Raw genomic sequence first — 16,074 nt, forward strand, 5'->3', positions numbered from 1 at the left:
ACAACAAATGCAACTTCCCTATTTCTACGAGCCAAATATCGATACAGCAATCAGGCAATTTTCTTTAAGCGAAACTTCCGCAAAGCACGCCGTGCAAGTATTGCGCATGAAAACGGGCGAGCGGTTGCAACTCACGGACGGCAATGGTTTGCTGGCAACGGCAACCATTATTTCTTCAGGCAAAAAAAATTGCGTAGTGCAAATTGATGCAACAGAAAATTTTCCTTATATGAATAAAAATATTTGTCTTGCCGTTTCGCCTACAAAAAACAATGCTCGCCTGGAATGGCTATTAGAAAAAGTAACGGAAATCGGTATGAGAAAAATTATTCTGCTCAATTGCGAAAGAACGGAAAAAACAAATGTGAAGTATGAAAGATTACACAATATTCTTGTTTCCGCCATGCAGCAAAGCCGGCAGGTATATTTGCCCGAACTTATTGCCCCGACTGCGTTTGAACAAGTTGTACAAGAAAATATTTATGAAGAAAAATACATGGCGCATTGCGTGGATAATGAACAGAAAACCGGGTTAAAAACAACAGATTCCGCGAAAAGCAAAATTATTTTGATTGGTCCCGAAGGAGATTTTACAAAAGAAGAAATACAACTTGCGCTGGATAATAAATTTCAACCTGTATCTTTGGGCAATACTCGTTTAAGAACGGAAACTGCAGGCATCGTAGCTGCAACTTTATTAACCATGTAAAACAGTTGTAAATTACCAATGAGCATCAAAAACTCTTTCTGTTTAATAATTTCACTTATCGCCGTTATTGCAATCGCAAGTTGCGGCGGCGGCGAACAGCAAAAAGTTGAAATTGACACCACCATTACGCAGGAAACATCGTATAACAATATGTTTCTGGACAGCAATGCTATTGAGGCTTTTATCAACAGCGACACCAGTTATAAACCTTTTGAAAAAGATTTTATCAACTTTTACCGCCAGCGCAATTTTGAATTTGCATGGTTCGATACAAGCGGACTTGTAGAACAAGCGAGTAACTTCATTAATCTTTTGAGCAATGGCAGACAAAGCGACTCCACCGCTGCCGAGAAGAAACTGACGACCTTAGAAGATTATTTTAAAAGCGGCATCAAAAATGAATCGCACGCGACTATTACCAACGGAGAACTGACGCTTACGGGCGAATTTTTCAAGCATGCTCAGGAAATTTTTAAAGGTAGAAAAGATATTAATGCTGAAGATTTGGGTTGGTTTATCCCAAGGAAAAAAGTAGATTTTTCAGGCTTGCTCGACTCCGCAATTAATGGTAAACAACTTGTAGAGTCGGAATTGCTGAATCCTCAGTTCAAACAACTACAAAACTATTTGCAAAAATATATAGACGTAAAAAAGAGCGGCGAAAGCTGGGACAGCATTGCACTTGCACAATCCAAACTCAAGCTCCACGATTCGGGCGAAGATGTAGCCGCCATTCAGCACCGCCTGTATCTGCTTGGCGATTTAAGCGACGATACGCACAATGGCGTTTTTGATAAAGAAACAAAAGCTGCCGTACAATCTTTCCAACAAAGAAACGGCTTGTCTGCCGACGGCGTGGTTGGTCCGGCATTTATGCGTACTATCAATATTCCGCTCGATTCCATTATCAAAACGCTGGCAGTTAATCTTCAACGCGCACGCTGGATTCCCAAAGAATTTCCGCAAAATTATGTATGGGTAAACATTCCAGATTACAAATTAACAGCATATCAAAACGACACCATTGCTTTTACTATGCGTGTAATTGTGGGCGCCGCAGGACATAACACCACTATTTTCTCTGGCAACATCAAATATGTTGTGTTTGCACCATACTGGAATGTGCCGGAGAGTATTGTAAAAAAAGAAGTAATGCCCGGCATCAAAAACAATCCGAACTATATCGCCAATCATCATATGCAGATAACCGGCTACAACAAAGGAATTCCTGTTGTACGACAATTGCCGGGACCCGACAATGCACTTGGACGTGTAAAATTTTTGTTTCCAAACAGTTACAATATTTACCTGCATGACACCCCGAATCATGATTTGTTCAACTCCGGCAACAGAGGCTTGAGTCATGGCTGCGTACGGCTTTCCGACCCGGAAAAAATGGCAAACTGGTTGCTGCGCGATGAAGACACAACCGTTTATTCTCCAGTAGTTGTCGATTCTTTAATGAACAAAAATGTGAAAGAAAAATGGGTTACGCTCAATCACACAACGCCTGTATATTTAGTATATTTTACCGCTTGGGTGGATAACGATGGAAAACTCAACATCCGTAAAGATATTTATGGGCACGACGCTGAAATCGCACAAAAGTTATTTGCACAATAAAACCCGGTATTACAAATACATCCGGATTTCAGGCATTACAATATCTTTTCCTGCTACACGTTTTAGTTAAGTAAATTTAATACTTAGCTTTATCGCTTTATGAAGCGGCGTTTTTTTCTTTTCATACTTGAGTGTTGCATCTGCGCAATACCTGCATTTTCGCAGGTAGGCACTACTATTAGTTTAAAAGGAAATAAACCGCCCGAATACGCCAACAAACCATTGCCTGCAGAACGAACGCCTTACGGCAAAATAGGCAAAGCAAAAAAGTTTATCCAAAACACATTTGTTCATTATAATTTTCTCTTCAACGCCAACCGGATTTTCAACGACATTATGCAGCAAGCTGTTGCATCCAATGTGGACGACTATGCCAGACTGCTCCGTTTTTATCCATACGACGAAAAAGCATTGGCTGCTGACAAGCGGTTTGATTCCGTAATCCAACACGCGACAGCCGGACTTTTGTTACACGATTTAAGAAACGATTACGTGGACGAATTATACTTTATTACCGGTAAGAGTTATTTCTTTGAAAAAAAATATGACAGCTCGCAATACACATTTCAATACCTCAATTATGCTTTCGCACCGAAAGACGATGGTTACGACATTCCGATTGGCAGCAATAGCAGTAGTGCAGACAAAAGATTCAGCATTTCCAACAAAGAGAAAAGCGGAATAGGAAAAAATAACCTGAAAAACATCAATCGCCGCAACGATGCTTTGGTATGGCTCGCACGAAATTTCATAGAACAAAAAAATTATGTGCAGGCGCAAATTCTTCTAAACAATTTGAGCCGCGATGTTCATTTTCCCGAACGTTTACAACCTTTACTAAACGAAACCAAAGCCTATTATTTTTATCAACAAAACATTTACGACAGCGCCGCATATTATTTATCGCGAAGCCATTTTAACGATGATTCCAAAACACTCAAAGCACGGCGCCATTATCTCACAGCGCAACTGTATCAGCTTTCCGGCGCAGACAGTGCAGCACTTCATTTTTACGAAGCGGCAAAAAAATACTCTACCGACCCGCAATTAGATATTTATGCAGAAAAAAATATTGCTGCACTAAACAACCGGTCCGATGCAAATGACCTGAACACCTTACTTAGGAAGAATAAATATTTTCTCTACAAAGATTTGATTTATTATCAGCAAGCGGAAATTGCCCGCGCCAATCATGACGACAAAAAAGCAATCGACTTGCTGCAACAAAGCGTCATTGCCAACAGAAGCATACAACCTCAAAATGGACAACAACGCAGCAAAACATTTTTCTTATTGGCAAACACAGAATACGACAATAATCTTTTCGCATCCGCAAGCGCCCATTATGACAGCGTTTCAGCCAATTTCATTACAGACAGCATAGATAAACATACGCTTCAACACCGCTCTCATCCATTACATTTATTCGCTGTTAATGCCGATTCTATGCACGTGCAGGATAGCTTACTGACATTGGCCAATATGCCGGAAAAAGACCGCACGGCAATATTGAAGCAGGCTGCACGCCGCATACGTAAAAGCATTGATAAACGAGAAGATGAAGCAGAAAATAATTCTCCGCTTGCCAACCGGTTAATACAAAGACAGCAACAAACTACTCCTACAACATCCGATTTGTTCAGCCAAGGCGCTTCTGCCGCCGCGTGGTACTTCAACAATCAACCCCTGAAGAGCAGCGGCTATCAGCGTTTTAAACAAAAGTTCGGCAACCGACCAAACGTGGATAACTGGCAACGGTTAAGCGCTATCAGCGGAACAGCAAATATCCGCAACACGCCGCAAACTGCGGAAGACATACCGGACGCTTTTAATGCAGACAGCACATTAAAATTGGACAGTTCAGAAATTACCGCGCAAGACCTTCTCGCCGGTTTGCCAATGACATCGGCGCAAAAAGCAAACGCGAATAATATTATTTCGCAAGCAATTTTGGACAATGGCAAAATTTTGCAAAACAGTCTGGAAAATTTCAGAGGTGCTATTTTTGTGTATGATTCGCTGCTGCAAACATTCCCCAAATCACGGCAAGTGCCGGAAGCATTGTACAATATTTTCGTTTGTTACACTTTGCTCGGCGATTCTGCAAATGCCTTACAGGTAAAGAATAATTTGCTGAATAATTATCCGTCGGATAGTTGGAGTAAGAAACTATTCGCAAAGCAAAATCGTTTTGCCGTTTCCGCCACAAGCCTTGCCGACAGCGCTACAAAAACATACAACGATATTTACAATTTGTTTCTTTCGGGAAAATTTGAAGAGGCTGTGCAGCAAAAAAATATTGCCGACAAAAAATACGGAAGTTTCTACTGGACACCGCAATTACTCTACATTGAAGCCATTTATCATGTATCAAAAAATGAAGATTCCACAGCCATCGGAAAGCTGAATTATCTTATAAAAACATTCGCCTCATCGCCAATGCTTCCGCAGGCAAAAACAATGATTGACGTATTGAAGCATCGCAAAGAAATTGAAGCATATTTGCGAAGTCTGCATATTTCGCCGGAAGATTATTTACAGAATAATATACTTGCAAGACTGGAAGAAGCATCACAAAAAATGAATCAGCCCGAACGCAGAGTCGCATTATACCGGGATGGCAACCTCGTGGATATGCCGGAAGAAAAAATTAGTACAAACTCGCCCACGCAGTTAAATGCGCCGGACAAAACATTTGCAATACAAAACGCCGCAACAGATACTGCACAGCAACAAACACAAAGCAATCAACAACAAACGGCAAACAATAATATTGTAACTACACAAGATAATGCCATTGAAAAACCCGACTCCGATAAAATCGCAGTAAACATAAATGTTCCGAACACGCCGCCAACCGATTCTGCGAAAACGCTGAAACCCGCGCAGTCAAAAGATTCAGCAATTGTAAAGCCACAAAAAGTGACCGTTAATCCGCCTGTAAACAATACCACTCGTGTCGTTGACGGATTTACGTTTAATAATAATGCGCCGCAATATGTAACTATAGTGCTGGACAATGTTGCTCCCGTATATGCAACCGAAGCAGGCAACGCATTTAACCGCTATAATTTATTAACGTTCCCCAACAAGCAATACAACGTAAATTCACAGCAGATAGGCGATGAAACATTGATATTAATCGGTCCGTTTAAAAATAATGCGGAAGCACAAGATTACCAATCGAAAATTCAGCCACATGCTTCAAACGAGATTATTCCATGGATTACAACAGGATATTCGTTTATCAAAATCAGTCCCGAAAACCTCAATAAACTACACACAAAAGCAGACGTCGAAAAATATAAATCGGCAGAAAGTAAAGCGGAGAATTAATAAAATAACAGTAATCGATAAACCAAGAATACATAGCGCAAACAAAACGGATAGATTCTTTTCCTTACCGAGCAGAAAAACATTCCGGAATTTTTATATTATCTTTCGGCAAGTTTATATTTTTGACAAAAGAATTGACGAATCAATATACGAATGAATACAACATCCACACAAGAAAAACGACCTAAAAATATAGCTGTACGCATACTCTGGATGATTTTTTTCGCGGGTATCATCGGCGTGGTTCTTTTATTGCTTATGGCAAACTATGGTTTGCTGGGCGAAATGCCATCCATAGAACAATTACAAAACCCAAGTGCATCTGAAGCAAGCCAGATTTATGCCGACGACGGTTCCCTGATGGGCAAAGTATTTCAGCAAGACAGGGTCAATGTATCTTTTAACGACATTAGTCCGAATGTAGTACATGCTTTGGTAGCTACCGAAGATGAACGTTTTTACAGCCACAACGGCGTGGATCCCCATGCCTTGGCAAGAGCATTTTTTTCGCTGGGAGGCGAAGGCGGTGCCAGCACCATTACTATGCAGACGGCAAAAAACCTGTTTACCAATTATAAGCGCAACACACTTATTCGCATTTTCCAAAAAATAAAAGAAGCGATTATTGCCGTTAAGCTCGAACGTAATTTCACAAAAAACGAAATACTCACTTTATATCTTAACACCGTCCCCTTTGGCGACAATGTTTACGGCATCAGAAACGCTGCCCGCACTTTTTTCCAAACCGACCCGTCGCAACTGAGCGTAGCTCAGGCTGCCGTACTCATTGGAATGCTGAAAGCTTCTACTGCATACAATCCGCGCATACATCCCGACAGAGCCTTAGCCAGAAGAAATGTGGTAATAGGACAAATGGTACGCAACGGTTTTGTTTCCCAAAGTGAAGCACAGCAAATAAAAGCCACTCCCATTGTTCTTAATTACCATAAACTAAACGAAGCCAACGGTTTGGCGCCGTACTTCAGAATGATTTTAGTGGAACAACTAAAAAACTGGTGTAAGAACAATCCAAAGCCCGACGGCACGCCGTACGATTTATATACCGACGGGTTGAAAATATATACCACCATTAATCCCCATTTACAAAAATACGCCGAGGAAGCAGTAGCCAAGCACATGAGCTATATGCAACAGATACTTAATGCGCAAAGCGATATTAAAAACGGCAGTGTATGGAAAGCGCATCAGCGTACGCTTGACTGGGCAATGCGCCATTCCATTCGTTGGAACAATGAAAAGAATGACGGTTTGTCTGACAACGAAATCGTTAAAACATTCAACGTAAAAACTAAAATGACGGTTTTTGCCTACAACTATTATCGCCACAAAGACACGGTAATGACACCGCTTGATTCTATCAAATATATGCGGCAAATGTTACAAGCCGGCTTCATGGCGATGGACCCGCTAAGCGGCGAAGTAAAAGCCTGGGTCGGCGGCATTGATTACAGGCACTTTAAGTACGACCACGTAAACATCAATACAAAACGGCAGGTAGGCTCAACTATTAAACCGCTGCTCTACAGTCTTGCAATCGAAAAAGGCGGCTTCACGCCCAATACGCCGGTACAAGATGAACGACAATATTTCAACGGTTACGGCTACGTGCCTGCCACAGGTGCAAGTTGCACAGGACGTACGATGCCAATGTCCGAAGCTTTGGCAGAATCGCGCAACTGTGCCACAGCTTACATAGAAAAGCAACTTGGTCCGAATAGCAATGAAGGTGCGGTAAAATTTGTAGATTTTCTGCAACAATGCGGCATATCTTCTAAGCTCGAACCTTATCCTTCTATTGTTTTGGGTTCGGAAGAAATTTCTTTATACGAGATGATGCAGGCATTCTCCATGTTTCCCGGTCGCGGCTTTAATGTACAGCCGATGCTCATTACGAGAATTGAAGATGCACACGGTAATGTATTGTTTACAAGTACACCAAAACGCAAACAAATCATCAGTGATATTACGGCAAGCTCTATGGTATCAATGATGCAGGACGTTATCAATTACGGAACGGGCAGAAGATTGAACAACTACGATGTGCAGGGCGATATTGCCGGAAAAACCGGAACAACCAACGATAACAGCGATGCATGGTTCATTGGATACACACCTCAATTACTGGTAGGCATCTGGACCGGCTGCGACGACCGTTTTATCCATATTCAAAGCGAATCCGAAGGACAAGGTGCTGCCGTAGCTTTACCGATATGGGCATATTTTTTCAATAAAGCCGAAAATGACCCAAGTACAGGTTTGAATGTCCATCAAAAATTTGACAACAACTTCAATAGCGATAGTGGTGGACAATCGCTTATTTATGACTGGGCAAATAATATTCCCGATTCAACCGACAGCATTCAAAACAAATTACTTCCAAATAATATCAAGCCGCAGGACATTGGTCCGGAAAGCGACTCGGGCGATAATATTAACGATAATCAAGCACCGGTAGGAGGAGATAATTCTTCGCTTCCGGCAAAAAAACCACAGACCAAACCCAAAGCAGTAATGCCGGCTCCTTCACAAAAGCAGCCCGAAAAGAAAAAAGAAGGACTTTTAAAAAGAATCTTCGGCGGGAAAAATAAAAATAAACAGTAGCGATTCTCATTTATTTGAAGCTCTTACATATATAAAAAACGGAACTGTCCGCAAATATTGCGACAGTTCCGTTTTCAATAATACAACACTCTTAAATATCTCCCACCATTTTACTTGGCACAACCCATTCATCAAATTGTTCGGGCGTGAGATAACCCAAAGCCACTGCCGTTTCTTTCAACGTGCTTCCGTTTTTATGTGCAGTCTGCGCAATTTCCGCAGCTTTATAATAACCGATTTTCGTGTTCAAAGCTGTTACAAGCATCAAAGAATTATCTACGTGTTTTTTAATATTTGCTTCTATCGGCTCAATACCTTCGGCGCATTTATCGTTGAACGAAACACAACCTTCGCCTATCAAACGAGCGCTGTGCAGGAAGTTATAAATCATCACAGGTTTGAAAACATTTAATTCAAAATGCCCTGTCGCTCCGCCGATGTTAATCGCAACATCATTGCCCAACACCTGCGCGGCAATCATCGTCAAAGCCTCGCACTGCGTGGGATTTACTTTGCCCGGCATAATAGAACTTCCCGGCTCGTTATCCGGAATATGAATTTCGCCGATGCCGCTGCGCGGACCGCTGGACAACATACGAATATCATTCGCAATTTTCATCAGGCTTACGGCAACGGTTTTCAATGCGCCGTGCGCTTCTACAATCGCATCGTGTGCAGCCAATGCTTCAAATTTATTTGAAGCGGTAATGAAAGGTAAACCTGTGAGTTCCGCAATTTTTTTCGCCACCAATTCGGAATAACCTCGTGGTGTGTTGATGCCCGTACCAACTGCCGTTCCGCCCAAAGCCAGTTCTGACAAATGTTTCAGCGTATTCTTAATCGCATTCAATCCATGATTTAACTGTGCAACATAGCCACTGAATTCTTGTCCCAAAGTCAATGGTGTAGCGTCCATAAAATGCGTGCGACCGATTTTTACCACGTGCATAAAATCTTTCGATTTTTTTGCCAAAGTATCGCGCAACTTTTCAATTCCCGGAATGGTTGTTTCCATTAAAATTTTATACGCCGCAATGTGCATCGCGGTAGGGAATGTATCGTTGGACGATTGCGATTTATTGACATCATCGTTCGGATGCAATACTTTTTCTTTATCCGTCAAAGCGCCGCCGTTGAGTACGTGCGCGCGATAAGCGATTACTTCATTCGCATTCATATTGCTTTGCGTACCGCTGCCTGTTTGCCAAACAACCAAAGGAAACTGGTCGTCCAATTTTCCATCCAGAATTTCATCGGCAACTTTACCGATTAAGTCTGCTTTTTCTTTTGATAAAACGCCCAATTCTTCATTGGTTAAAGCCGCTGCTTTTTTGAGATAAGCAAATGCCTTAATGATTTCTTTCGGCATTTTATTAATATCCTGCGCAATTTTAAAGTTCTCGATGCTGCGCTGCGTTTGCGCGCCCCAATACATATCAACAGGCACTTTCACTTCGCCCATCGTGTCTTTTTCTATACGAAATTCCATAGTAATAAATTGATTTTTTGAAGTATGGCAAAGATAATTCTTTTGCTGAGGTTCGTGCGGACACGAACCTCTATTTTATTTTGGCAAATGAAGACACTTACCGAGGCGGTGGATTCGTGTCCGCACCACAGATGTGCGAAAAATTGGCTTTCACTCCGAAGGAGTGATATTTTAATAGAAATTTGATGATGATAAAATGAGTTCGACCCCTTCGGGGTCGTATGTAAAATCTACGACATCTTTTCTATTAACATATTATCCCGTTGGGAGTAAAAGCCTAGATACATCATACAAATATTATTACTTTTTCACGAACATCTATTGTGCGACACGAACCTTTATTTATTTCGGCACGTGCCTTCACGCAACGAGGCGTAATACATTCTATCCAAATTCTATGCAAAAAGAATAACATACTAATCGAAACAAGCCATTTACTATGTTCATATTTTTTCTCGGCGCGTTGGATTATACCTTAGCTTTAAATAATTCAAAAGATATGAAACAATTTATCACACTTATACTTTTATTAAGTTGCGGTGTTGCATCTGCACAACATTTCGACACATCCAAATATGTGCATATAGGAAATTTCTTTGTTGATAAATCAAATCCCGATTTAAAATATTTGCGAACTGATGGTATAAGCATAGGCTTAATCGACATTCGCAAAGCAACACCGCAACAATTGGAAAGCATAAAAAAATATGACCGCATCGAAGCGATTTATAATGAACATACATGGTACAATGTGTATGAGGCTTTATTTAATTTCCATGATGCGATTGTGCCGAGATTTGAAACAGGTTTGAATGATACAATTTACAATGGCAGCAACAATCAGACTTGGGGAAATATTCCCATAACATCGACAGTCATCGATGGCAAAAATTATGTAGAGTTTGCCGATGTGCTGATTGATAAAAGTAATGCAAAAAATTATCGTTATCATGTCATTCAAAACGATAACAAAGAAATTGTTGCATGGACAACACCGGATAATTTTTTAAAAACAAAAGATGGAAAATACAGTTATGCCTATCTCGGGAAATTTAATTACACACCAAATCAAACATTAAGAATTGAAATTTATAATGTCAATAATTATGCAGACAGGTCGGCTTATATTGCAGACTGGCGCGGGTTTCAGGCATTTCAGCTGAGAGCATTTCTTCAATACAAATCAAATATTAAAGGCTTTGACCATAATATATTGTTTTCTGCAAATCTTGATGAAACGGCAAAACCTCAATTTTATAATTGCATCGAAACAAAAAATTTGAACAATAAATTAATCAGATTATCTGATTCTATTTACACCATCCAATTCTCCAATAAAAACTATAACCTCAATTATGATTACCGACTTACGTTGAAAAAAACAATCAATGGGAAAACAGCAACCATTGATTTAGGAACTTGTGCAGACACATACAATCTTGATAAAACTTATTGGAACGAACCGGGAAAATATGAAATCATTTTTACGCCAACAGCCGTAACAATGGCCACTCCAAAACCTTCCTATGGCAAATGGGTTTTGTTCAACAATCTTGCTAAACATTATTCGTTTACTGTGCTGCCCGATTTGCATAATAAAATTTCTTTTTCCTTAAGAGATATGTTGTTGCTTATTGGTTTGTTATTACTGCTGTTTCTCGTCATTTATTATTTTATCAAAACAAAAAATGCAAGAAAAATTGCGCTTGCCACGCAACAAAAAGAAACATCCAAACTGCAACTCGAAGCTGTAAGAAACCAGCTCAATCCGCACTTTATGTTCAATGCTTTGACAGGCATTCAAAACCTGATGAATAAAAATAAAACCGATAAAGCCAATGAATATTTAAGCAGCTTTTCACGCATCACAAGAAATATACTCGACGGCTCAAAATCAACACTCATCAGCATTTCAGAAGAAAAGAGCTTATTGGATGATTATTTAAAAATGGAACAGCTTCGTTTTAATTTTCATTATTCCATTATCATTGATAAAAATATTGATGCAGACAATATAGAAATTCCTGCGATGCTTTTACAACCTTTGATTGAAAACGCCGTGAAGCATGGCATCAGCGATTTGAACAAAGAAGGCAATATCGAAATCCGGTTTTCATCCAAAGAAAAAAAACTGTTGCTCGAAGTTGTTGATGACGGCGAAGGTTTCGACACAACAAAAAGCTACGACGGTTACGGATTACAATTGACGAGGAAAAGAATATCTTTACTCAACGCAATTTACACACATACAAAAATTGAAATGAATAGTACATCCAACAACAACGGAACAACTATTCAAATCGTTTTAAACAACTGGCTCGAACAATGAACGTAATTTTAATTGATGATGAAACCGGAAACTCGGAAAACCTGCAATCCTTGCTGGCAAAGCATTTCAGCGGAATCAATGTTTTGTGCGCCTGCTCTCAGGTTGATGAAGCCGTGTCAAAAATTGAACAACTGGAACCCGATTTAATTTTCCTCGATATTCAAATGGGAAAGCAATCCGGCTTTGATTTGTTGGGCAAAGTGACAATAAGAAATTTTGAAGTGATTTTTGTAACGGCTTATGATAAATACGGCATTCAGGCAATCAAATTTGCGGCATTGGATTATTTATTAAAACCGATTGACATCAACGAACTAAAAGAAGCTGTTGCCAAAGCCGAAAAGAAAATTACCGAAAGAAAAACGAATACACAGCTCGATTTTTTAATTCAAAACTTAAAGCAAACAGAACGCAGGCAACCGAAAATTGCATTACCGCAATTGCAGGAAATCCGCTATGTTCAGGTAAATGACATCGTTCGTTGCGAAGCGGAAAATTCTTACACATTTTTCCATCTTTCCAACGGCGATAAAATTTTAGTTTCCAAACCTTTGAAAGAATATGCTGAAATGCTGCAACCTTATGGCTTTATAAGAACGCATCAATCGCATCTGGCAAATCCGGCTTTTGTAAAAAGCTGGCTGAGAGAAGATGGCGGAAGTTTGTTATTGAATAATGGAATAAAAATACCTGTTTCCAAAATGAATAAAGATTCTGTGAAACAGGCATTGACTTCAAATGCCTAATTGATAAATAACTGACAATTAGTGTCTCAAAGGGCTTTTGAAAGCTCTAAGAATCGCGTATTTGATTTTTCACTCCATTACCTTACCGAAACAAAAGAGGCTGTCTCGGAGTTTTGAGAAAACAGCCTCTTTTGTTTCTTCAAACTTTAGTTTTTATCTGCTGCAGCCTCGATACATATCCGCACAAGCCCCTTTATTTTGATACATGAAGACACATACAGAAGCGTTAAAATAACCCAGTAGTTACACTAAGTTATTTACTCAAAAATCATAATCAGATTAAAAGGTTCCGGTAAATACAAATGTTGGGTTATCTACACTTGTAAATCGCATATATGCAACATTGGTATCAGGATCAATATAATAATCAAGTGCAAAATTATCTGTATTAATACGCTCCTGTAGCAATGGAGACAAAGTACTATATAATGCATTTGCATTACCTGAAGATGTCCTATATGTAAACTTAAGCGTATTGTCGCTGTTAACTTCGTATGAATATGAATAATCAAGATTTAAATAAGAGGAAGAGCCATAAGGTGTAACAACCCTTAATGTAAATGTTTTTGCTGCCCCGTTTATGCTCATAAATGATATTTCTCCTAAAGATAGTTGCGATCCACCGACATTCCATCCATTTATGCCAGCATTGGTAGAGGCTCTTCTTGTTACAAAATCGCTACCCCAGCCGGATGCACTGGTCTCATTTGCGACTGTAATAACACTACCTCCACCAGTAAAAACATTTACAGCTGGAATAAGTGGAACCGGGCTTTGCAATATTGGATATTTTCCACCAGTAGATGTGTACACTGCTAACGTTTGTGCATCTTTCCACGCAATTTTTTTGAATTGCAAGCCGGCTATATTCACGCCACTATCCAACAAAGACATTTCATCTACCGTATAAGCAAATTTTGCTGTACTGGACACTAAATCTCCATTGCCATCTACAGTAGTAAACGTTACTCTTTTTCCTGCATCCAAATCGTTAGAAGCATTTGGTACTATGGCAATATTCGTCCCATCATCCAATGCAATATATGCATTACTGTTTGCGGTAAAGAAATCTCTGAATGCCTGAATAGCCGTAAGATATCCGCCTGAAGTATATATTGCTTTTTGTGCTGCGGTGGCTTTCACAAAACTTAACGGCATCCGATACCGCTTACCTAAAAATACGATACTGTCTCCATTGGTATGGTCATAGATATAATCTACATCTCCCCCATAACCGTTTCGAACATTATTATCCGGGTCATTCAGTTCTGTAATATAGTTATAGGTATCAAAAGTTAAAGCCGCCCCCATGTCAGCCCTCAGACGCGTTTGAGATTGCTTGGACGTACTTGCGAACTGGTCTAATAAATCTGAATACATAGTAACCTGCAATGAATCGTCGAAACTCATATAAAATCCATAACCACCACCGAAATAAACAGGTGTCGTTACTATCCAACCGTCAGGTGCGGATGTCAGTGTCTTTTTAACGAAGTTAATAGTGTCAGACATCCTAGCTTCCGGGCTTTTATCAAATTTTGCGACATAGGAGTCTTTTTTGCAACTGCTTATAAAGAAAACTATTGCAAATAAACTAAACAGAAAAGAAGATATTTTTTTCATCTGTGAATATACATTATGCTGACACTTAAACAGCGGTTAAAAATATTTATGGTTTTATAATTGTGCCTAAACGCCTTTGTTGAAAAGTTGTCTTACTTTGAAATAAAATAATACATACAACATAATAGATTTAAAAGATAATACCCAAAAAGTTGCCATTTGGTTAAAGGCTTTGTCATTCCAATTTTGTCAATTAACCCTTTGGGAAATATCAATCCAAGAATTCGCAAAAATGATGTTCCCGCAGAAAACAATACGAGGATTTTTAACATTCAAATTTGTAATTTTTATTCAGATAATGGTCCATAAAAATAATTGTCCGGGTCGGATTGCACGTAGAAGCCCCCTGTCTTTGTAAACATATTCGCAGGCACATTATATTGAGGCTTATATTGCAACCAATCTCCTATGAAAACATTGCTTGTTAAATACGCTTGTATTGTATTAGTAACCGAACTGGCAAAGTAACTGCCGTTACTATAAGTTGTTCCCGTTTTGTTAGTAACCTTTGCAAATTGAACAGTACCGGTGGTTTCATTGATACTCATAGAAAAGTCAAAATCGCCAAGAAAATTACCTGTTCCGTCCCCGTAAGTAAAAGGAATACGAAGCGTCATGGTATTTTTACTGGTAAACAATAACTGTATGCCAGTGGCTAACCAGCCTGTCTGTACCTTTATAGCATCTTGTAACGCTTTATACTCCTCTGCAAATGAAGTTGATTGTCCATACAAATTATACATATTATCAGTCAAATTAACTGTTAATGAAGTATATGGTGTACCTCGATTTAACCAATAAGGGAATGTTACTGATGGGTCTTTCACAGTATCTTTTATATATAACTGCACTTCTTTTTGCAAAGCTCTGTAATCAATACCCATGTTATTATAGTAATTCACGATACTTGATTCTTTTTCCCTCAATCCGGTAGCGCCGGCGCTCGAGGTTTTGACCCAATAATCGAACCATGATGGTCCAGACACAAGCATATAAGCATTTGTCTCTGCCATGTCTTCCACCGGATTTTCACTCGCATAGCTGCTTACAAAACCGTACTTGTGAGAAGTATCTGCCGGAGTTTGCGTCCAGTTAGCATTATAGTATGCAGCAGTAAATTGTTGAAAATCAGACGGCATTGTGTATGTCTGCTGTAAAATATGTGTATATTCATGATGAATAAGGTGTAACATACCCGGGACAAAACTGGGACCCGTGGAAAAACCATCCAAACCAAAAATATTAACGCGGATTCCTCCTGAAGCTGTACCCGCATATCCCACCAAAGAGCCATCATAAGAAGTGGACCCCCAAAGCACTAACTGCTTAAACCCATACTTTTTTAGAAACGACTCTCCAGCCACTTTGTTATAAGGCGCATAGTATCCGCTTAATACAGTCTGCATACTTGGCTGAACAACGCTCGGGTCTGGCGGCGTTACATTTCTGTCATATTCGTGGAAATAAGAATTAGTATGATAAATAACATCCACATTGTACGGGTCTAAAAAATTAGCTTTTAACCATGCATCTAAAGCTGTATTACTTGCGGTGCTATCAGCATTCAGGCTGCTCATATCAACTGGTGTAAAATCTT

The 16,074-nt window shown here is 39.6% G+C and carries 9 protein-coding genes; 6 read left to right on the forward strand and 3 right to left on the reverse strand.

Annotated elements, in window-relative coordinates:
* Positions 1–7 precede the first annotated feature (7 nt).
* The 4 genes from A9P82_RS05535 (at position 8) to A9P82_RS05550 (ending at position 8,290) form a co-directional block, all read left to right on the forward strand.
* Entirely contained in the window at positions 8–709 is a 702-nt protein-coding gene (locus A9P82_RS05535; RefSeq protein WP_066205125.1) for a 16S rRNA (uracil(1498)-N(3))-methyltransferase, read from the forward strand.
* Positions 710–727: 18 nt separating this feature from the next.
* On the forward strand, positions 728–2,332 hold the full coding sequence (locus A9P82_RS05540) for a L,D-transpeptidase family protein (protein ID WP_066205127.1): 1,605 nt from the start codon (positions 728–730) through the stop codon (positions 2,330–2,332).
* 99 nt (positions 2,333–2,431) lie between these two features.
* On the forward strand, positions 2,432–5,668 hold the full coding sequence (gene porW / locus A9P82_RS05545; protein ID WP_066205130.1) for a type IX secretion system periplasmic lipoprotein PorW/SprE: 3,237 nt from the start codon (positions 2,432–2,434) through the stop codon (positions 5,666–5,668).
* Between the two features lie 153 nt (positions 5,669–5,821).
* A complete protein-coding gene (locus A9P82_RS05550; protein ID WP_066205133.1) occupies positions 5,822–8,290 on the forward strand; it encodes a penicillin-binding protein 1A in 2,469 nt (822 codons plus the stop codon).
* Positions 8,291–8,381: 91 nt separating this feature from the next.
* On the opposite strand, the gene fumC is transcribed toward A9P82_RS05550, so the two are convergent.
* Positions 8,382–9,779 carry a class II fumarate hydratase gene (gene fumC, locus A9P82_RS05555; protein WP_066205136.1) on the reverse strand — a complete coding sequence of 466 codons (1,398 nt, stop codon included), beginning with the start codon at positions 9,777–9,779 and terminating at the stop codon, positions 8,382–8,384.
* Positions 9,780–10,218: 439 nt separating this feature from the next.
* Here fumC and A9P82_RS05560 point away from each other — a divergent pair, with 439 nt between their 5' ends.
* Positions 10,219–12,108 carry a sensor histidine kinase gene (locus tag A9P82_RS05560; RefSeq protein WP_066205138.1) on the forward strand — a complete coding sequence of 630 codons (1,890 nt, stop codon included), beginning with the start codon at positions 10,219–10,221 and terminating at the stop codon, positions 12,106–12,108.
* A complete protein-coding gene (locus A9P82_RS05565; RefSeq protein WP_066205141.1) occupies positions 12,105–12,854 on the forward strand; it encodes a LytR/AlgR family response regulator transcription factor in 750 nt (249 codons plus the stop codon). The genes A9P82_RS05560 and A9P82_RS05565 overlap by 4 nt, the downstream gene beginning before the upstream one ends.
* Before the next feature lie 279 nt (positions 12,855–13,133).
* On the opposite strand, the gene A9P82_RS05570 is transcribed toward A9P82_RS05565, so the two are convergent.
* Positions 13,134–14,477 (reverse strand): DUF4302 domain-containing protein, encoded by a 1,344-nt coding sequence (locus A9P82_RS05570; RefSeq protein ID WP_066205144.1) that lies wholly within the window; start codon positions 14,475–14,477, stop codon positions 13,134–13,136.
* Positions 14,478–14,764: 287 nt separating this feature from the next.
* Complete coding sequence (locus A9P82_RS05575) at positions 14,765–16,054, reverse strand: substrate import-associated zinc metallohydrolase lipoprotein (RefSeq protein WP_197492247.1); 1,290 nt, start codon at positions 16,052–16,054, stop codon at positions 14,765–14,767.
* Positions 16,055–16,074 lie beyond the last annotated feature (20 nt).

The organism is Arachidicoccus sp. BS20, assembly GCF_001659705.1.
Taxonomy (GTDB): Bacteria; Bacteroidota; Bacteroidia; order Chitinophagales; family Chitinophagaceae; genus Arachidicoccus.

What these genes read in the sequence shown, in the direction of transcription:
- A9P82_RS05535 (WP_066205125.1), top strand. Translation starts at nt 8, where the DNA reads ATGCAACTTCCCTATTTCTACGAGCCAAATATCGATACAGCAATCAGG.
- A9P82_RS05540 (WP_066205127.1), top strand. Translation starts at nt 728, where the DNA reads ATGAGCATCAAAAACTCTTTCTGTTTAATAATTTCACTTATCGCCGTT.
- porW (WP_066205130.1), top strand. Translation starts at nt 2,432, where the DNA reads ATGAAGCGGCGTTTTTTTCTTTTCATACTTGAGTGTTGCATCTGCGCA.
- A9P82_RS05550 (WP_066205133.1), top strand. Translation starts at nt 5,822, where the DNA reads ATGAATACAACATCCACACAAGAAAAACGACCTAAAAATATAGCTGTA.
- fumC (WP_066205136.1), bottom strand. Translation starts at nt 9,779, where the DNA reads ATGGAATTTCGTATAGAAAAAGACACGATGGGCGAAGTGAAAGTGCCT.
- A9P82_RS05560 (WP_066205138.1), top strand. Translation starts at nt 10,219, where the DNA reads ATGTTCATATTTTTTCTCGGCGCGTTGGATTATACCTTAGCTTTAAAT.
- A9P82_RS05565 (WP_066205141.1), top strand. Translation starts at nt 12,105, where the DNA reads ATGAACGTAATTTTAATTGATGATGAAACCGGAAACTCGGAAAACCTG.
- A9P82_RS05570 (WP_066205144.1), bottom strand. Translation starts at nt 14,477, where the DNA reads ATGAAAAAAATATCTTCTTTTCTGTTTAGTTTATTTGCAATAGTTTTC.
- A9P82_RS05575 (WP_197492247.1), bottom strand. Translation starts at nt 16,054, where the DNA reads ATGAGCAGCCTGAATGCTGATAGCACCGCAAGTAATACAGCTTTAGAT.